The organism is Vibrio sp. Isolate24 (assembly GCF_022398215.1).
Lineage (GTDB): Bacteria > Pseudomonadota > Gammaproteobacteria > Enterobacterales > Vibrionaceae > Vibrio > Vibrio coralliilyticus_A.
In genome coordinates this window covers 64,281-82,864 of record NZ_JAKEUU010000009.1, presented here as the reverse complement: position 1 = coordinate 82,864, position 18,584 = coordinate 64,281, and the positions used below count along the sequence as shown (strand labels likewise).

General features: G+C 45.0%; 20 protein-coding genes and 1 tRNA gene. 8 read left to right on the top strand and 13 right to left on the bottom strand.

Annotation, left to right across the window (positions count from 1 at the left end):
- Window positions 1–72 precede the first annotated feature (72 nt).
- Window positions 73–149: transfer RNA gene (locus L1D23_RS20310), tRNA-Asp, on the top strand.
- A 484-nt stretch (window positions 150–633) separates the two neighbouring features.
- Here L1D23_RS20310 and L1D23_RS20305 read toward each other — a convergent pair.
- Complete coding sequence (locus L1D23_RS20305) at window positions 634–1,950, bottom strand: sodium:proton antiporter (protein WP_239871095.1); 1,317 nt, start codon at window positions 1,948–1,950, stop codon at window positions 634–636.
- A 169-nt stretch (window positions 1,951–2,119) separates the two neighbouring features.
- Between L1D23_RS20305 and metH the strand changes: the two genes are divergently transcribed.
- Window positions 2,120–5,797 carry a methionine synthase gene (gene metH / locus L1D23_RS20300; protein WP_239871087.1) on the top strand — a complete coding sequence of 1,226 codons (3,678 nt, stop codon included), beginning with the start codon at window positions 2,120–2,122 and terminating at the stop codon, window positions 5,795–5,797.
- Between the two features lie 73 nt (window positions 5,798–5,870).
- On the opposite strand, the gene mgtE is transcribed toward metH, so the two are convergent.
- From mgtE to L1D23_RS20240, 12 genes are all read right to left on the bottom strand, one after another.
- Complete coding sequence (gene mgtE / locus L1D23_RS20295) at window positions 5,871–7,226, bottom strand: magnesium transporter (protein WP_239871084.1); 1,356 nt, start codon at window positions 7,224–7,226, stop codon at window positions 5,871–5,873.
- A gap of 110 nt (window positions 7,227–7,336) precedes the next feature.
- Complete coding sequence (locus L1D23_RS20290; RefSeq protein ID WP_239838851.1) at window positions 7,337–7,615, bottom strand: HPr family phosphocarrier protein; 279 nt, start codon at window positions 7,613–7,615, stop codon at window positions 7,337–7,339.
- A 3-nt stretch (window positions 7,616–7,618) separates the two neighbouring features.
- Window positions 7,619–8,482, bottom strand: coding sequence for an RNase adapter RapZ (gene rapZ, locus L1D23_RS20285; protein ID WP_239838852.1), 864 nt, complete (start codon window positions 8,480–8,482; stop codon window positions 7,619–7,621).
- A complete protein-coding gene (gene ptsN / locus L1D23_RS20280) occupies window positions 8,482–8,928 on the bottom strand; it encodes a PTS IIA-like nitrogen regulatory protein PtsN (protein WP_239838853.1) in 447 nt (148 codons plus the stop codon). The genes rapZ and ptsN overlap by 1 nt, the downstream gene beginning before the upstream one ends.
- A 5-nt stretch (window positions 8,929–8,933) precedes the next feature.
- Window positions 8,934–9,221: a ribosome hibernation promoting factor gene (hpf, locus tag L1D23_RS20275; protein ID WP_006963171.1), complete on the bottom strand. Its 288-nt coding sequence runs from the start codon at window positions 9,219–9,221 to the stop codon at window positions 8,934–8,936.
- A 24-nt stretch (window positions 9,222–9,245) separates the two neighbouring features.
- Window positions 9,246–10,706, bottom strand: a complete 1,461-nt coding sequence (locus L1D23_RS20270) for an RNA polymerase factor sigma-54 (RefSeq protein ID WP_239871082.1) — start codon at window positions 10,704–10,706, stop codon at window positions 9,246–9,248.
- Window positions 10,707–10,757: 51 nt separating this feature from the next.
- Window positions 10,758–11,483 carry an LPS export ABC transporter ATP-binding protein gene (lptB, locus tag L1D23_RS20265; protein WP_239838856.1) on the bottom strand — a complete coding sequence of 242 codons (726 nt, stop codon included), beginning with the start codon at window positions 11,481–11,483 and terminating at the stop codon, window positions 10,758–10,760.
- Window positions 11,484–11,485: 2 nt separating this feature from the next.
- The gene (lptA, locus tag L1D23_RS20260; RefSeq protein ID WP_239838857.1) at window positions 11,486–11,983 is read right to left on the bottom strand and encodes a lipopolysaccharide transport periplasmic protein LptA; all 498 of its coding nucleotides are present in this window, start codon (window positions 11,981–11,983) and stop codon (window positions 11,486–11,488) included.
- Window positions 11,964–12,527 (bottom strand): LPS export ABC transporter periplasmic protein LptC, encoded by a 564-nt coding sequence (gene lptC, locus L1D23_RS20255; protein WP_239871079.1) that lies wholly within the window; start codon window positions 12,525–12,527, stop codon window positions 11,964–11,966. Before lptC ends, lptA begins: the two co-directional genes overlap by 20 nt.
- Window positions 12,524–13,081 carry a 3-deoxy-manno-octulosonate-8-phosphatase KdsC gene (gene kdsC, locus L1D23_RS20250; RefSeq protein ID WP_239838859.1) on the bottom strand — a complete coding sequence of 186 codons (558 nt, stop codon included), beginning with the start codon at window positions 13,079–13,081 and terminating at the stop codon, window positions 12,524–12,526. Before kdsC ends, lptC begins: the two co-directional genes overlap by 4 nt.
- The gene (locus tag L1D23_RS20245) at window positions 13,081–14,046 is read right to left on the bottom strand and encodes a KpsF/GutQ family sugar-phosphate isomerase (protein WP_239871076.1); all 966 of its coding nucleotides are present in this window, start codon (window positions 14,044–14,046) and stop codon (window positions 13,081–13,083) included. The genes kdsC and L1D23_RS20245 overlap by 1 nt, the downstream gene beginning before the upstream one ends.
- Window positions 14,047–14,073: 27 nt before the next feature.
- Window positions 14,074–15,045 carry a calcium/sodium antiporter gene (locus tag L1D23_RS20240; protein WP_239838861.1) on the bottom strand — a complete coding sequence of 324 codons (972 nt, stop codon included), beginning with the start codon at window positions 15,043–15,045 and terminating at the stop codon, window positions 14,074–14,076.
- Window positions 15,046–15,281: 236 nt separating this feature from the next.
- On the opposite strand from L1D23_RS20240, the gene mlaF reads away from it, so the two are divergent.
- From mlaF to ibaG, 6 genes are read left to right on the top strand one after another with little or no spacing between them, the layout of a single operon-like run.
- Window positions 15,282–16,076 (top strand): phospholipid ABC transporter ATP-binding protein MlaF, encoded by a 795-nt coding sequence (gene mlaF, locus L1D23_RS20235; RefSeq protein WP_239871073.1) that lies wholly within the window; start codon window positions 15,282–15,284, stop codon window positions 16,074–16,076.
- Complete coding sequence (gene mlaE / locus L1D23_RS20230) at window positions 16,076–16,867, top strand: lipid asymmetry maintenance ABC transporter permease subunit MlaE (RefSeq protein ID WP_239871070.1); 792 nt, start codon at window positions 16,076–16,078, stop codon at window positions 16,865–16,867. The genes mlaF and mlaE overlap by 1 nt, the downstream gene beginning before the upstream one ends.
- A gap of 2 nt (window positions 16,868–16,869) precedes the next feature.
- Window positions 16,870–17,361, top strand: a complete 492-nt coding sequence (gene mlaD / locus L1D23_RS20225; RefSeq protein WP_239871067.1) for an outer membrane lipid asymmetry maintenance protein MlaD — start codon at window positions 16,870–16,872, stop codon at window positions 17,359–17,361.
- Window positions 17,362–17,363: 2 nt separating this feature from the next.
- On the top strand, window positions 17,364–18,005 hold the full coding sequence (mlaC, locus tag L1D23_RS20220) for a phospholipid-binding protein MlaC (protein WP_239871064.1): 642 nt from the start codon (window positions 17,364–17,366) through the stop codon (window positions 18,003–18,005).
- Window positions 18,002–18,310: a lipid asymmetry maintenance protein MlaB gene (locus tag L1D23_RS20215; protein WP_239871061.1), complete on the top strand. Its 309-nt coding sequence runs from the start codon at window positions 18,002–18,004 to the stop codon at window positions 18,308–18,310. The genes mlaC and L1D23_RS20215 overlap by 4 nt, the downstream gene beginning before the upstream one ends.
- Before the next feature lie 13 nt (window positions 18,311–18,323).
- Window positions 18,324–18,578 (top strand): BolA family iron metabolism protein IbaG, encoded by a 255-nt coding sequence (gene ibaG, locus L1D23_RS20210; RefSeq protein WP_239838867.1) that lies wholly within the window; start codon window positions 18,324–18,326, stop codon window positions 18,576–18,578.
- Window positions 18,579–18,584: the final 6 nt, after the last annotated feature.

The following is an 18,584-nucleotide window of genomic DNA, read 5'->3' as shown; positions in this document are numbered from 1 at the left end:
AGTGTGGGGCTTCCCCATGTGAGAGTAGGACATCGCCAGGCTTTACATTTAGACTTAGAGTCTAACCAGTGCGGAGCGGTAGTTCAGTTGGTTAGAATACCGGCCTGTCACGCCGGGGGTCGCGGGTTCGAGTCCCGTCCGCTCCGCCATTTATTCAGAAAAAGCCCTAACAGAAATGTTAGGGCTTTTTCGTATTTGCGGTATTATTTTTGGTCTATGACCAAAGAGCCGCACTTTACTGCAAGTCCAGTAGCTCTATTCCAGACCTTAGCAGAAATGCTGAGGTCTTTTTTGTGTGTTGAGTTACATGTTTTTCGGCCAACCACCATTCAGAATGTTCGAAGCCAACTCTCTATAAATAGCCCCTCTACCTACACAGAAAAGCATACCTGACTTGGCTTTGTTATTGGGTTGCTAGCGTCTTTGGAGAATGTTTACGTAGAGATTGGCCTGTTGATGACTATCTTGAACGTATGATCATTAACCAGAAAATCTAAGAGATAACACTTTGCCATTCTTTTGATTCTCGGTCTTGAAGATGAACAAGTGACCATCTCCAAGTGCTCGTTGTTTGTAACGAATAACAAAAAGCCGCTCATAGAGAGCGGCTTTGAAATGATTAATGGGATTAGATTACTCTGTATCGGATGACTCAGCTGCTTTTGGTTCAGGCTGAATTTCTTTTTCTGCCTGTTTAGCTTTTTCTATCATAGGAGTAATGGTCGAACCTTGAACGAGGATCGAGAATACTACGACAGAATAAGTCATGACTAGGATGATTTCTTTTACATCAATCAGCTTGTCTTGAATAACCCAGATACCCGATGGAATTGACAGTGCCATTGCCAGTGCAAGACCACCTCGCAAGCCTCCCCAAGTTAATATTTTCACTGACCAAGGGTTGTATTTACGATGTCTTTTGAACCCTAGGTAAGAACAAAAGACGCTGAGGTATCGTGCTGCTAAAACGAGTGGTATAGAGAAGGCCATTAAAATCCAGTCTTCTTTATGAAATTCGAACAGCAGCATCGACATACCGATGAGCAAGAATAGAACGCCATTGAGAAACTCATCCACTAGTTCCCAGAAGTGATCGAGATGATCTTCACTTTCTTTAGAGAATCCAATAAATCTGGTCCAGTTACCGATCATAATGCCTGATACCACCATGGCTAATGGGCCTGAAACATGCAATACCTCTGCAAATGCGTACCCTGCGGTTGGAATGCCAATAGTAAGCAACAGCTCCATCGAGTGATCATCGGTTGCGCTGATAAGGTAGTGAAACAGCAGTCCCAGAGCAAATCCGTAGACGATACCACCGATGGCTTCTTGAGCAAATAACATAGTGACGCTACCTAAGGTTGGCGTTTCCGTACCAAAGGCGATAGTGAACAAAGTGACAAATATGACTAAGCCAAAACCATCGTTAAATAGAGATTCCCCTTCTATCTGAGTTGAAATTCTCTCTGGTGCATCGAGCTTCTTAACAATAGCCAGAACAGCGATTGGGTCGGTTGGGGAGATTAGGGCGCCAAATAGTAGACAATAAACTAAATCAAACTGCACCCCGATAAGCTGACAGAATCCATATAGAACAAAGCCTATGAAAAAGGTAGAGAAGAGAGTTGCACCAAGTGCGAGGACGGTAATCTCCCATTTTTGGTCCTTTAGATGAGGAAGCTTAATTCCCAAACCACCTGCAAATAGTAGAAAGCCTAAGATCCCTTTCAGCAAAAAATCTTCGAAGTTAATGCTAGACATTGTCTTCGAAGCAATTTCTGTTAGATGGAACCAGTTGTTTTGGCCTGCAATAAGAATAAGAAGAGATAACACCATTGAACCTGCAGTAATGGCAATAGTGGTTTGCATTTTACCTATCTTGCTGTTTACAAAAGCAATTAGCATTGCTGCTGCAGATAGAAAACAGAGAGTGTAGTAGACCGACATTGGATTCTCAGCATGTAACAAATTATGAATGAGAATTTTCATCTCGACATGATTAAATAGCAAACACTTTTTTGTCATGTCGAGGTGATTAATTTACTCTTTTAGACGTCTAGACTCCTCTTTTATGTGTGATAGGATGGAAAGATAATGAAAGGAATGAGGCTGTACTGTGGGAAGTAACGTAAGGCAACAGATCGAAGCTCAATTAAGAAAGCGTATCCTATTAATTGATGGTGGTATGGGCACCATGATCCAGGGCTACAAACTTGAAGAGCTAGACTACCGAGGTGAGCGTTTCGCTGATTGGCATTGTGACCTTAAAGGCAATAATGACCTTCTGGTTCTGACACAGCCCAAATTGATTAAAGATATTCATGCTGAGTACTTAGAAGCTGGCGCAGATATCCTTGAGACCAACACGTTTAACGCAACGACCATCGCAATGGCTGACTATGATATGGAAAGCCTGAGTGAAGAAATCAACTTTGAAGCCGCGAGGCTCGCTCGCGAAGTGGCAGACGAGTGGACGGCAAAAACACCAGATAGACCACGCTATGTGGCGGGTGTTCTTGGCCCAACTAACCGTACATGTTCGATTTCCCCAGATGTGAACGATCCAGGCTATCGCAACGTTACGTTTGATGAATTAGTTAAGGCGTATTCCGAATCGACGCGCGCCTTAATTAAAGGTGGCTCAGACCTCATTCTTATTGAAACTATTTTTGATACGCTGAATGCCAAGGCCTGTGCCTTTGCTGTCGACAGTGTTTTCGAAGAGCTGGGTGTTAAGCTTCCTATCATGATTTCGGGAACCATCACTGATGCCTCAGGACGAACGCTTTCTGGCCAAACGACAGAAGCGTTTTACAATTCTTTACGTCATGTTCAGCCACTGTCTTTTGGACTTAACTGTGCTTTAGGCCCAGATGAGCTTCGACCGTACGTAGAAGAAATGTCACGCATTTCTGAGAGTTTCGTCTCAGCACACCCCAATGCGGGTCTGCCAAATGCATTTGGTGAATATGACCTTTCGCCCGCAGATATGGCCGTACATGTCAAAGAGTGGGCTGAAAGTGGTTTCCTCAACTTAATCGGTGGTTGTTGCGGCACGACTCCTGAGCATATCCGCCAGATGGCTCAAGCTGTCGAAGGCGTGACGCCTCGTGCACTCCCCGATCTTCACGTAGCTTGTCGCTTATCAGGCCTTGAGCCTCTGTCAATTGAAAAAGAAACACTGTTCGTCAATGTGGGTGAACGTACTAATGTAACAGGTTCTGCCCGCTTTAAACGTCTGATCAAAGAAGAACTCTATGATGAAGCGCTTGAAGTGGCTCGCCAGCAAGTTGAGAACGGCGCTCAGATTATCGATATCAATATGGATGAGGGCATGTTAGATGCCGAGGCATGCATGGTACGCTTCCTCAATTTGTGTGCGTCTGAGCCAGAAATTTCCAAAGTTCCCATTATGGTTGATTCCTCAAAATGGGAAGTGATTGAAGCCGGACTGAAATGCATTCAGGGTAAAGGCATTGTTAACTCTATCTCGCTCAAAGAAGGCAAAGAGAAGTTTGTCGAACAAGCTAAGCTAATCCGCCGCTATGGTGCTGCTGTTATTGTTATGGCATTCGATGAAGTCGGACAAGCAGAAACACGTGAACGCAAGCTTGAAATCTGTACCAATGCCTATCGTATCTTGGTAGATGAAGTCGGTTTCCCTCCTGAAGATATTATCTTTGACCCAAATATCTTTGCTGTAGCAACAGGTATAGAAGAGCACAATAACTATGCGGTTGACTTTATTGAGGCAGTTGCCGATATAAAACGTGATTTGCCACATGCAATGATCTCCGGTGGTGTGTCTAACGTTTCTTTCTCTTTCCGCGGTAACAACTACGTTCGTGAAGCGATCCATGCTGTTTTCCTTTACCACTGTTTCAAAAACGGTATGGATATGGGAATTGTGAATGCGGGTCAGCTAGAAATTTACGACAACGTACCTGAAAAACTACGTGAAGCTGTGGAAGATGTTGTTCTCAACCGCCGTGATGACGCGACAGAGCGACTGCTTGATATTGCTGCCGAATACGCAGGTAAAGGGGTAGGGAAGGAAGAAGATGCTTCAGCACTTGAGTGGCGGACATGGCCAGTCGAAAAACGCCTAGAACATGCTTTAGTCAAAGGCATCACCGAGTTCATCGTTGAAGATACGGAAGAAGCCCGTCTTAATGCATCCAAGCCACTTGAAGTTATCGAAGGGCCTTTGATGGATGGAATGAATGTGGTTGGCGATCTCTTCGGTGAAGGCAAAATGTTCCTTCCTCAGGTAGTGAAATCGGCACGTGTAATGAAGCAGGCTGTAGCGCATTTAGAGCCGTTCATTAACAAGGAGAAACAAGCGGGTTCTTCAAACGGTAAGATCCTACTGGCAACAGTGAAAGGGGATGTTCACGATATTGGTAAGAACATTGTCGGGGTCGTTTTGCAGTGTAATAACTACGAAATCATCGATCTTGGCGTGATGGTGCCGTGTGAAAAGATCCTTAAAGTCGCTAAAGAAGAAAATGTCGATATCATCGGTTTGTCTGGACTTATCACACCATCACTGGATGAAATGGTTCATGTGGCTAAGGAAATGGAACGTCTTGATTTCGACTTGCCACTTCTAATTGGTGGTGCGACAACATCGAAAGCTCACACTGCGGTTAAGATTGAGCAAAACTACCAACACCCAGTGGTGTATGTAAATAATGCTTCCAGAGCCGTTGGTGTGTGTACCTCACTTCTTTCTGATGAACTACGTCCCGCTTTTGTCGAGAAGCTAGACGCGGATTACGTACGCGTTCGCGATCAGCACAACCGTAAGAAACCTCGCACTAAGCCTATTACTCTGGAACAGGCGAGAGATAATAAGGTGGCGATTGACTGGGAAAACTATACCCCTCCAGCCCCAGCTAAACCAGGTGTGCATGTATTTGATGATTTTGATATAGCAACATTACGTAAATACATCGACTGGACGCCATTCTTTATGACTTGGTCTTTAGTGGGTAAGTACCCAGCCATTCTTGAGCATGAGGAGGTAGGGGAAGAAGCGAAGCGGTTGTTTGCTGATGCCAACGCTTTATTGGATAGAGTTGAGAAAGAGGGGCTGTTGAAAGCTCGTGGTATGTGTGCACTCTTCCCTGCTGCTAGTGTTGGTGATGATATTGAAGTGTACCGCGACGAATCACGTACGGAAGTAGTGAAAGTCCTGCATAACCTTCGCCAGCAGACAGAGAAGCCTAAAGGCTATAATTACTGTCTCTCTGATTACATCGCACCAAAATCTTCAGGCAAGAAAGACTGGATTGGCGCATTCGCGGTAACCGGTGGTATTGGAGAACGTGAACTCGCTGATGAATACAAAGCAGCGGGAGATGATTACAACGCGATTATGATTCAAGCTGTGGCGGATCGCTTGGCTGAGGCTTTTGCTGAATACCTGCATGAAAAAGTGCGTAAGGAAATTTGGGGCTATTCCGCGGATGAAGATCTCTCTAACGATGATCTGATTCGCGAAAAATATCAGGGTATTCGTCCTGCCCCGGGCTATCCGGCATGTCCAGAGCATACTGAGAAAGGCTCTCTATGGGAGTTGCTCAAAGTAGAAGAAACCATAGATATGTCACTGACTAGCAGCTATGCGATGTGGCCAGGAGCATCAGTTTCAGGGTGGTACTTCTCGCATCCCGATTCGCGTTATTTTGCGATCGCACAGATCCAGCAGGATCAAGTAGAAAGCTACGCTGATCGTAAAGGTTGGGATATGTTAGAAGCTGAGAAGTGGTTAGGACCAAACATTAACTAGCATCAGCATATTGGATCCAAAAAGCACAGCCTGGTGGCTGTGCTTTTTTTTTTGGAAGGAACTGGTTGACCGGTTAGATCATGATGGTTGCAAGACCGAGGAACACTGAGAGACCAATAACATCGGTGACAGTGGTTAATGCCATGCCTCCAGCCAAGGCTGGGTCAATGTTCATTTTCTTGAGTAGAATCGGGATGGTCACCCCAGCTATGCCAGCAACTAACAGGTTGGTTAGCATCGCTGCGGAAATGATTCCACCGAGCATCCAGTTACCTTTCCATGCGACGACAATTCCACCAATGATCAATGCCCACATAATGCCATTTAACAGGCCTATGGCTGCTTCCTTCATGAGTAGCTCACGTTTGTTGGAATCACCAATATGGCCTAAAGCTAAGCCACGGATGACCAAAGCAACGGTTTGGTTACCTGCCACACCGCCCATAGAAGGAACGATGGTCATCAAAACGGCAATAGCAGCCATTTGATCGAGTGTGGCTTCAAACATATTAGAGACGGACGCCGCAGCAAGTGCCGCTAAGACATTTGCTCCCAGCCAGATACTCCTTTTACGCGCAGACTTTACGACTGGTGCGAAGGTATCCTCGTCATCATCCATACCCGCCATGCTCATCATAGAGTGCTCTGCATCTTCACGGATTACATCTACAACATCATCAATGGTAATACGGCCGACCAGGTGCTGGTTTTCATCAATGACCGGAGCGGAAACCCAATTACGACGCTCAAATAGGCTGGCAATATCTGAGTCACTCATCGTCACTTCAATTGCTTCGTCGGCATCTCCCATGACTTCACTGACTTTGATGTCAGGTTGAGTGGTAATCAAGGTGGTAATTGGAAGTTGACCAATAAGCTGATTTTCCTCATCGATAACGTACAGAGCATCGGTCGCTTCAGGAAGCTCCCCTTTCATACGCAAATAGCGTAAAACGACATCGACATCAACGTCACCACGTATGGTGATGACGTCGGTATTCATCAATCCGCCAGCTGTATCTTCAGGATAAGAAAGAGCAGTCTCCACTCGTAGACGCTCTGCGCTGTCCATCTGAGCAAGGACTTCTCTCGATACATCATCAGGAAGGCTTCGAAGTACGTAGGCAACGTCATCGGTGTCCATACCTTCGGTTGCTTCAGCCAGCATCTCCGGCTCCATTTTGGAAACCAACGCATCTTTAACGTCTTCATTCAGCTCGTCGAGAATTTCACCATAATCTTCTGGATCAGTGAGCTGCCAAAGCACTTCGCGGCTTTTTCGTGGTGAGGCTTCTAATAGATGGGCTATATCTTCTGGTTCCATGTCCTGTAGTTGGCGACGGACATGCACAAAGCGACCATTTTCTAGAGCTTCTGTCACTTCTTGGAGGGCTTGGTGAGCTTGGTCAAATTCTATTTGCTCTGCCATGTGTTCCCCCTGACTCTATTTACTTACAATGCGTCGAATAGTAACTTAATTTTAGTGTTTATTTAATAAGTTAATGTGAAGGTAGTGATTTTTCTTATATGGGAGGAAAATTATTCCGCTTCTTCGAATTTAGCTTCAATTAAATGACAGACTGCTTCAAGGGCAGGGCTTGCATCATTGCCTTCTGCACTGATAGTAACGTGTTCGCCTTGAGCTGATTCCAGCATTAACAACCCCATAACACTGTCAGCGGTGGCTTCTTTGCCTTCATGGTTTTGAATGGTAAGAATGGCGTCGAAAGATTGGGCGAGTTCGACAAGTTTAACGGCAGCACGAGCATGAAGGCCTAATCGGTTTTGAATGAGGACGGTTCGACTCTGTTGCTGCATAGGTTATTCCTTATAGTTTTTCTCTAATGTGGCATGGCGAATTTGGACTTGGTGACCCATTTGAGCGAAATATTCGCCAATTTGTTGAGTCAGATAAACGGAGCGGTGTTTACCTCCAGTACAGCCTATTGCAACGGTCAAATAGCTGCGGTTATTCTTTTCTAGTAGAGGAAGCCAGTTTTCAATGAACTTCTGGATCTGTTGTTTGAGCTCTAACACATCTTGATGGCTTTCAAGAAAGGACTTAATTGGAGCATCTAATCCTGTCATTGGCCTTAATGCTGGCTCCCAATGTGGATTGGGCAAAAAGCGCACGTCAAATACGTAGTCTGCATCACTCGGTAGACCATACTTGAAACCAAAAGACTGGAACACCATGACCAAGTCTTTGCGCTCTCGGCCTTCGATACGCATACGGACTGTTTCACTTAGATCGTGCAGAGATTGATTACTGCTATCGATGATAAGGTCTGCGTGCTCTTTGAGAGGGGAAAGAATGCAACGCTCTTTTTCAATCGCTTGTTCTAAAGACGTATTTTCATTGCTGAGCGTTAGTGGATGAATTCGTCTGGTTTCGCTGTAGCGTTTGAGTAAGGTATCTTTTTTGGCATCTAGAAACAGCACGCTGACGTCTGACGATTTCTTCAGCTTTGTGAGAACATCCGTTACTAAATTGGGCTCTGTCGGTAGATTACGGATATCAATACTGACTGCTACGTTTTGCTTGCTGGTTTTTACTGATTTGACGAAGTTATCGAGCAAATTGACCGGTAGGTTATCGACGCAGTAGTAACCTAAATCCTCAAGTACGCGAAGAGCAACGCTTTTTCCCGCACCGGATTGACCGCTGACGACGATAAGACGCATTACTGGTTCACCATAATGTCGTAAAGCTCTTCATCAGACTGAGCTTTACGTAACTGCTTAAGAACCTGTTTGTCGTTTAATCGCTCAGCCATGCTTGAAAGGGTTTTAAGGTGCTCTTTACACTGCGCGTCAGGAACAAGTAGAGCAAAGAGCAGATCGACAGGGCGGTTATCTATCGAGTCAAACTCGACAGGAGATTCGCATTGTATGAGAACGGCAACGGCTTTATCGCTGGACTGCATACGAGCATGGGGAATGGCTATTCCATTTCCGATGCCAGTACTGCCCATTTTTTCGCGGCTAAGCATGCACTCAAAAAGTTCGGTAGAGTTTTGACCTGTCTGCTCTGCAACGATTTCACTGATCATTTCCAGAGCGCGTTTTTTACTGGTGCATTGGACTGCACTTTTTGTGCAGTCCAATGAAAGGATTTCGCTTAATTGCATGGTATCTAGTGCGTATTTAATTTTTCTTTGTGCTTGTTGAGCTGTCTGACCAGTTTGTCAACGAGAGAGTCGATAGCGGCGTACATACTTTCTTCATCCGCAGATGCATGTATTTCGCCCTGGTTAACGTGAAGGGTAGCTTCTGCGATTTGACGGAGTTTTTCAACTTTTAAAACAACATGAACATTATTTATGTGGTCAAAGAAACGCTCAAGCTTTTGAAACTTTTCGTTTACGTAGTCTTGCATTGAATCGGTGAGATCAACGTGGTGGCCATTAATATTGATTTGCATAGACTTTCCTTCTCGGTTAGATGCCTAAAGTAGGCGTTTGCGCTGACTCGAAGGGGCAATGCCTAGTGATTCTCGGTACTTAGCTATTGTTCGTCTAGCGACCTGAATCCCTTGGTCAGCGAGTAGAGCTGCAATCTTACTGTCACTCAGTGGCTTAGCACTGTTTTCGGCAGCAACGAGCTTTTTAATCAGAGCTCGAATTGCAGTTGATGAACATTCTCCGCCATTATCGGTACTGACATGACTGGAGAAGAAATACTTTAGTTCGAAAATACCACGAGGGGTATGCATGTACTTTTGGGTGGTGACCCTTGAAATTGTCGATTCGTGCATATCAACATCTAAAGCGACGTCGTTAAGCACCATAGGTTTCATTGCTTCTTCACCATACTCGAAGAAATCGCGTTGATGTTCAACAATACACTTAGCAACTTTGAGTAACGTCTCATTTCTACTTTCTAGGCTTTTAATCAGCCACTTGGCTTCCTGCAAGTTTGAGCGAATGTATTGACTGTCTGAGCTGTTACCTTTACCCAATGCTGCGTATTGTTGATTGACTTTCAGCCTTGGTACTGAGTCTGGGTTGATAGTGACTACCCACTTACCATGGTCTTTAAATACAGAAACGTCAGGAATGACATACTCTGCGTGCTCTGTTGCAATACGGCTACCTGGTCGAGGGTCCAACTGCTGGATTAACTTAAGCGCTTCTTTGAGATCCGCTTCTTTAAGCTTAGCTTCTTTGATTATCAGCTTGTAATCACGATTGCCCAGTTGATCAATATAGTCGGTAAGTACTAACTTAGCTTCTTTCAACCAAGGCGTATCTTCAGGGAAGGTGGCTAATTGTAAGAGCAAACAGTCTTGTAGATTATTTGAAGCGACACCGAGTGGGTCAAACTGCTGAATACGTTTACGTACCGCTTCAATTTCTTCCAGCTCTATCTCTTCGTTATTAAAGCTTTCGAGGATGTCTTCCGTCGAAATCGTTAGATAGCCGTAGTCATCCACAGCATCGATGATCGCCATGGCAATAGTACGGTCTGTTTCACTGAAAGGCGTCAGGTCTAACTGCCAAGTTAGGTAGTCATGCAGTGACTGTGTGGTTTCACCTTGATAAACAGGTGTATCGTCATCGAGAGCAATGCCGGTACTGCCCGTATTGGCGCTGTAGACATCTTCCCAAGTGGTGTCTATTTCCAGCTCATTACTGATTTCAGATTTCTCAATCAAATCTGAGCTATCTTTGACTTCTGGCTCGGTAACATCAACACTTGGCTCTTTGTCCTCACTCGCTGACCTGTCTTCAACATTTTGAGGCTCTTCGCCGCCTTCTTCGACTTCGAGCAGAGGGTTAGAATCCAAGGCTTCCTGAATTTCTTGTTGAAGATCTAACGTTGACAACTGCAACAAACGAATTGCTTGCTGTAGCTGTGGCGTCATCGCTAACTGCTGTCCTAGCTTGAGTTGTAATGAGGGTTTCATTCAGTATTACTTGCCTTAGATGCTATAGAATCTTACCGTTCTTCACTTTAATCATAGACGGAATTGTTCGCCGAGATAAACTTGTTTTACCTGTTCGTTGTTGAGCACTTGTTCTGGTGTGCCCTCTGCAATCAGATGCCCCTGACTGACAATGTACGCTTTTTCACATACGTCTAATGTTTCGCGGACGTTGTGGTCGGTAATGAGAACCCCAAGCCCACGATCGCGCAGATGTTCAATAATCTTTTTGATATCAATGACCGATATTGGGTCGACACCAGCGAAAGGTTCATCCAGTAAGATAAATTGAGGGTTTGCAGCCAAAGCGCGAGCGATCTCAACACGACGGCGTTCCCCCCCTGATAGTGCCATACCAGCACTGTGGCGAATGTGCTGAATGTGGAATTCTTCCAATAAGTCTTCTAACTTATCTTGGCGTTGCTCACGGGTGAGTTCTTCACGGGTCTCTAGTACCGCCATGATATTATGTTCCACCGACAGCTTGCGAAAGATGGACGCTTCCTGAGGAAGGTAGCCAATCCCCATACGTGAGCGACTATGCATCGGCAGAATACTGATGTCTTCGCCATCGATAGTAATTGAGCCTTCATCGCGAGCGACCAAACCCACAATCATGTAGAAAGAGGTGGTTTTACCGGCTCCGTTCGGACCGAGCAATCCGACGATTTGCCCTGAAGTAACTTCAAGACTGACGTCTGTCACGACCTTACGGTTTCCGTAGGTTTTTGCTAAATGCTCTGCTTTGAGTTTTGCCATAATTATTCTTGTACTGCTTGTGGCTGAAGAACGGTTGAGACGCGATCGCCTTTCTCTTTACCATCAGCAATTAGCTTTTGTGAAGAGATTTTATAGCGGATTTTAGTACCACGAATCACACTGTCGTCTTGAGACAGCATGGCTTCATCGATCATAGTGAGTTGATCATCAACCATCACGTAATACAGTTCTTTCGCTTCACCGTAAAGGGTTTTGCCATCATCAGTTAGCTGAGAGAAGGTGGCTAAGTCACCATATCCTTCAATTTCTTGAATAGACCCGTCTTTTGGATCGCGGGTAACGATGACTTTATCGGCATTAATATTGATACTGCCTTGCTTAAGTTTTACATCACCAAGAAAGGTCACTTGATTGCTTTGCATATCAAGTTGTTGGCTGTCTGAGTCTATGTAGACAGGTTGATCCTGATCGGTAGACAACGCGAGCGCATGCCCAGAAATCAGCAAACAAGAAATTAGACTAAGGTGTGAGAGTTTCATATCTACCTTGTACGTGTTTGTAGAGGATGGCGTTGTTTTCAGCAAAGTTGCCTTTCATCGCCTGACCTACTGTTTCAAACTGAGGGCCGACCAAAGTGACTTGGTTATCTGCCCAAAAATCGCGATTATCCAACTGAATACCGAGTACATCTGTTGACATGGTGTCAAAGCCTGAATCCGGCAATAGGTTTTTCGCCAATACGTTGTCATATAATGTCAGCACATGATCTTGCCCAAGAATACCTCGGTCAGCCGTGACCTCCCATTCTTGGGTTGTGCCTTCTTTGTAAACTTTCAAAATCGGTTGATCAAAAAAGGTATCACCGCTTTTTGCGTAGTGATCCAGCTTAACGGATGTAATGACATAGCTGCGAATCCCTTCTTCGTTATAAGAAGTGTTCACTAGATCTTCACCGCTAAACATAGGTAATTCGGTATCCGGCTCTACCTGGATATCGTACTCTTTACCTTTATCAAACAAGTAGTAAGTGGACCAACAGATCACAAATGCCAGTATCAGGTAACCGATACGGGATAAACTCATATACTTAGACCTTTGTGGACATCAAGTTCATTGCGCGCTTGTAAAATAAGATCACACACTTCTCTGACTGCACCATGTCCGCCACGAATAGACGTGACGTAATTTGCACGCTGAGCCAGTAGGGGGTGTCCATCAGCCACGCAGACTTTCAAAGCGACTTTTTCCATCACAGGCCAGTCGATAAGATCATCACCAATATAACCAATGTGTTCTGGCGCAATATTCAATTGGCTGCAAATGTCCTGATAAGCTTTTACTTTATCGTCTTGCCCTTGGTAAATCAGCGAGATTCCCAGAGCTTTCATGCGATTTTCAACAATACGTGATTGTCGGCCTGTGATGATAGCGATTTTGATGCCCGCATTCATCAGCGATTTTACACCGTATCCATCTCGTGTATGGAATGTTTTCAACTCTTCACCATCATTGCCCATATAAATCAGGCCATCAGAGAATACGCCATCGACATCGCATATTAACAGCTTAATCTGTTTGGCAATGTTAAGCGTGTTTTGTTCCACGGGTTTATACAGGGTTTCAATCAATTTTGACATCACATCACTCCTGCTTTTAATAAATCGTGCATATTTAATGCGCCGACCACTTTGCCATTTTCACAAAGGATCAAACCGTTAATGCTTTTTTGCTGCATTAGGTTTAAACCTTCGGCAGCAAGAATATTTGGGCTGGCAGTAGTTGGGTGAGTAGTCATGACTTCTCCAATCAGAGCGCTGTGAATATCAATACGCTTATCGAGAATACGTCGCAAGTCACCATCCGTGAAGATGCCAACGAGATGCTGGTGGTCATCAACTACAGCCGTCATACCAAGGCCTTTTTGGCTGATCTCAAGTAGTGCTTCTCGCACCACAGTATCGGGTGTGACCAACGGAAGCTGCTCGCCGGTATGCATGATATCAGAAAGTTTTAGCAGTAACTTTCTACCTAGTGCACCACCTGGATGCGATAGCGCAAAATCTTCAGCGGTGAAACCACGAGCTTGGAGAAGGGCGACCGCCAAGGCATCACCCATGACCAAGGTTGCCGTGGTGCTTGCTGTTGGAGCCAAACCTAGTGGGCAAGCCTCTTTAGGAACAGTGATTTGTAAATGGAAATCAGCCAGTTTTGCCATCGTGGAATCTGGCTTGCCTGTCATGCTAATAATTTTGATGTTAAGGCGCTTGAGAACGGGAAAGAGCCCTAAAATTTCAGACGATTCGCCGGAGTTGGAGATCGCTAGCACAATATCCCCCGATTTTATCATACCCAGATCGCCGTGAGCGGCTTCACCGGGATGAACGAAGAAGGCGGACGTGCCCGTGCTGGCTAGCGATGCGGCAATCTTATTACCAATATGCCCTGATTTACCCATCCCCATGACGGCAACCTTGCCTTCTTTATTGGCAAGTATAAGTTCACAGGCTTGGATGAAATCTTCATTAAAATACTGATCAAGCTGCTCAAGGGCTTCGATTTCTGTTTTTAATACGTCAAGAGCAGCAGAGCGAAAATCAAACATGTCACACTCCGGCAGGCAAAAACTAAATTAAGCTGTCATGTTCAGGATTAGATATCCTTGATAAGCGATAAAGCAGCAGAATAATACAGCACCTTCTATTCGGTTGATACTGCGAGATTTGCCCAATGCCATCGCAACCAACAGTAATGAGACCCCTAACATTACCCAAAAATCACGCCCCATGGCGTATTCACTAAGAATTGAAGGATTAAGAATACCTGGGATGCCCATTACAGCAAGAATATTGAATACGTTCGAGCCAATGATATTACCGACGGCCATATCGTCTTCACCTTTCATAACACCTGCCAGTGAAGCAGCAAGCTCTGGTAAGCTGGTCCCTACGGCAATAATCGTTAGACCTATGACCAAGTCGCTCATGCCGAAATACTGGGCGATATACACGGCGCTATTAACTAAGGTGTCGGCCGCGATAGGTAAGATTATCAAGCCGACAATGACCCATAAACCTGCTTTAAGATTGCTCACTCCTTCTGGCACTTCGGACTCTTGATCTTCAAGTAGAGGATCGGAACTGCCAGAACTCTTTTCCTTTTTACTGATGCGCAGCATGGTCAGGATAAAGGCAGCGAATAAGACGAATAGAAGTACACCTTCATAGAAGCCTAAGTGACTGTCCCACAGTAAAACACCGGCAAGAATCGTCACACCAATCATTAATGGCAATTCTCGACGAAGTACTGCTGAACTGATTGAAAGAGGTTTGATCATCGCTGTGATACCAAGAATTAGCGCGATGTTAGCGATGTTAGAACCCAAAACGTTGCCCACTGCGGTATCGGTTTTACCGTCTAGCGCAGCCGTTGCAGAGACCATCATCTCAGGTGCAGAAGATCCCATCGCAAGGATGGTCATACCGATCACCAGTGGGGATATTCCGACATTGCGGGCTAGGGCTGCGGCACCAAAAACAAGCTTATCGGCACTCCATACCAGAAAGACTAATCCAACAACGAGAAACGCAATCGCCTCAATCATGATGATCCTTAATTTTGTGTTCAATGGGACAAATTTAACCGTTAATTTTGACGGTTTAGGTACTAAAAGGGAAGCAATTAATTGTTAACCATTTAAATTGAAGGCGTTTATTTATGACTACAATGAAACAGGCATCGATTATAAAAATGTCAATTATAATTAATTGAACAGTGCTTTTAATTTTTACTCAATGTGCTTATGATTGCCCATTCTAAGCGCTAAAGTCAGGGTTCATCATGTCCTCACTCGATCTCGTTACCGTTAAAAATCTGACTTTTTCCCGCGGGAAAAGGAAGATATTTGATGATGTTAGCTTGCATGTCCCTAAAGGGAAGGTTACCGCTATTATGGGACCTTCTGGTATAGGTAAGACGACACTGCTACGCCTCATTGGAGGTCAGCTTTACCCTGAAAAAGGGGAAGTGTGGTTTGATGGTAAGAATATCCCAACTCTCAGCCGAAAAAAATTGTACAAAGAGCGTAAAAAGATGAGCATGTTGTTTCAATCTGGAGCTTTGTTCACCGATCTCAACGTTTTTGACAACATCGCTTTCCCAATACGTGAACATACCGAATTAAGTGAAGAGTTTATTCACACTCTCGTACTGCTGAAATTGGAGGCCGTAGGGTTGCGAGGTGCTGCTCAGCTTATGCCCTGCGAACTGTCGGGTGGTATGGCTCGTCGAGCGGCACTGGCTCGTGCGATTGCTCTCGACCCACAACTCATCATGTATGATGAGCCCTTTGTCGGGCAAGATCCCATCACCATGGGCGTCTTGGTGGAGTTGATACAAAACCTGAACCAGGCGTTAGGCGTGACTTCTGTTGTGGTCTCTCACGATGTTCCAGAGGTCATGAGCATTGCAGATTGGGTCTACATTCTGGCGAATGGCAAAGTTATTGCCAAAGGAACGCCACAAGAATTGCATGATAACCCCGATCCGCAAGTCCAACAGTTTCTGAAAGGGGAGGCGGATGGCCCAGTGCCGTTCCGTTATCCTGCTCAACCTATTGCGAAGGAGCTATTCTGATGTTGTCTGACTTCGCGAATTTTGTCGCATCGACAGGGCGCAGAACTATGGGTGTCTGTGAGTCTTTTGGTCGTGCCAGTTTAATGCTGTTTGGCGCTTTAGTATCACGTCCTCGTCCAATACAGCATCTGCCGCTGTTAGTGAAGCAACTATACAGCGTTGGTGTCCAGTCTCTTATTATTATTGTTCTATCCGGTTTGTTTATCGGCATGGTATTGAGCCTGCAAGGTTATGTCATTCTTGTCGATTTTGGTGCGGAAGGGGCATTAGGGCAGATGGTCGCTCTATCGCTCTTACGCGAATTAGGCCCTGTAGTGACTGCGCTGCTGTTTGCAGGCCGTGCAGGTTCTGCGTTGACGGCTGAAATTGGCCTAATGAAAGCGACCGAACAACTATCTAGCATGGAAATGATGGCTGTCGATCCACTTAAAAGAGTGATTGCTCCACGCTTCTGGGCTGGGGTGATTTCAATGCCGATGCTAGCAATGATTTTCATGGCGGTTGGCATCTGGGGTGGACAGTTGGTTGGGGTTGATTGGAAAGGGATAGATCATGGTAGCTTCTGGTCGGCTATGCAGGCGTCTGTTGAACTAGGACAGGATATTGGTAACAGCATGATTAAAAGCCTAGTGTTTGCTGTAACCGTAACATGGATTGCGCTGTTTAACGGCTACGATGCTATTCCTACTTCGGAAGGCATAAGCCGAGCAACGACACGCACCGTCGTACACTCTTCATTGGCGGTACTTGGCTTAGACTTTGTACTGACTGCATTGATGTTTGGGAACTAAGTATGCAACAAACAAGAAAAACTGAATTATTGGTAGGCAGCTTTGTCCTTGCTGGAATTTGCGCAATTTTGGTGATGATTTTTCAAGTCGCTGACGTAAAGGGGTTAGGCTCAAATGATACTTACTCACTGAAAGCAGAGTTCGATAACATCGGCAGCCTCAAAGTTCGCTCACCGGTTAAGGTCGGTGGTGTTGTGGTTGGACGTGTGACGAATATTGGTTTGAATACTGAAAACTTGCTGCCTGTTGTCACTATGGCCATCAGCAGTCAATATGACCAATTTCCCGAAACCTCCAGCGTTAAGATTCTCACTTCAGGCTTGATTGGTGAGCAATACATTGGTTTGACGCCGGGCTTTGTTTTTGATGACGAGCAAATGCTGGTAGAGGGTGACTATATTGAAGACACCAAATCAGCCTTAGTATTGGAAGATTTAATCGGTCAGGTGCTGTACAGCGTTGGTGGTTCTGATTCGGCTAAGGAAGAGGAATAATTATGTTGAAAAAGTTAGTACTCACTCTGGTGGCGTTTGCTTTGTCGTTTACCGTTTCTGCGGCTCAAATAGATAAAACTCAACCTTACCAGATGATGAAACAGGTCTCTGAGCAGGCCTTTGCGAGATTGAAGGTGGAGCAAGATCAAATCCATCAGAACCCTGATTATCTCAAGGTCATCGTCGAAGAAGAGTTGATGCCATACGTCAATGAAAAGTACGCCGCGCTTAAGTTATTAGGCCCTAATCTCAAAGGATCAAAGCGTGAGGATGTCGGTCAGTTTATCGAGGCATTTCGCGCTTATCTGGTGAGTTCATATGCTCAAGTGTTGACACAATACACTAATCAAGAAATTGAGTTTGGCCCTGAGCCTAACGTTAGCTCTAAGAAAAGTATTATTGGCGTTAAAGTTGACATCATTGACTCACCCCGCCCAAACATCAAGCTTGAGTTCAAACTACGTAAGGACAAAAAGAGTGGTGAATGGAAGGCGTTTGATATGATTGCAGAGGGCATCAGCTTATTATCAAGTAAGCAATCTGAGTGGAGTAGCAAGTTACGTCAGGAAGGCATTCTCGCTGTCGCGAAAGACCTCGAAGACCTTGCCGCACAGCCGATCCGTTTTGAGAGTAAATCACAATGATTCCCTCGCAATGGCTAAGTCTGTCTGATGACCAGTTTCAAATTTCTGGTGTACTGGATAGAGATTCTGTCCCTCTCTTATGGCGCTCTCTGTATAACTGGAAGCCTAATAGCTCTAACGTTGAAGTGAGCTTAGAGAAGGTCGAAAGAGTCGATTCTGCGGGTATGGTGATGCTAATTCATCTATTAGAGCATGCAAAAAAGCAAAACTGTCATATAATGCTCAGCTTCGTGCCGAAACAACTGTTAACTTTATTTCAGTTGAGTAACGTCGAAGAGTTGATCGACGGGCATTTAAAGAATTAAACAGGGGTGAATTGTGGATAGCGCAAAAGTACAACAGATTTTAGAACAAGCACTTAACCTGGAAGAAATACATGTTAAAGGTGAAGGCAGCCATTATGAAGTGGTCGCTGTTGATGCTAGTTTCGAAGGAATGAGCCGCGTTAAGAAGCAACAACTGATTTACGCTCCATTGATGGAATATATCCAAAGAAATGACATTCATGCCGTTTCTATCAAAGCTTACTCACCAGAAGAGTGGGCGCGTGATAAGAAGTTGATGTCACTGTAAGGGTTA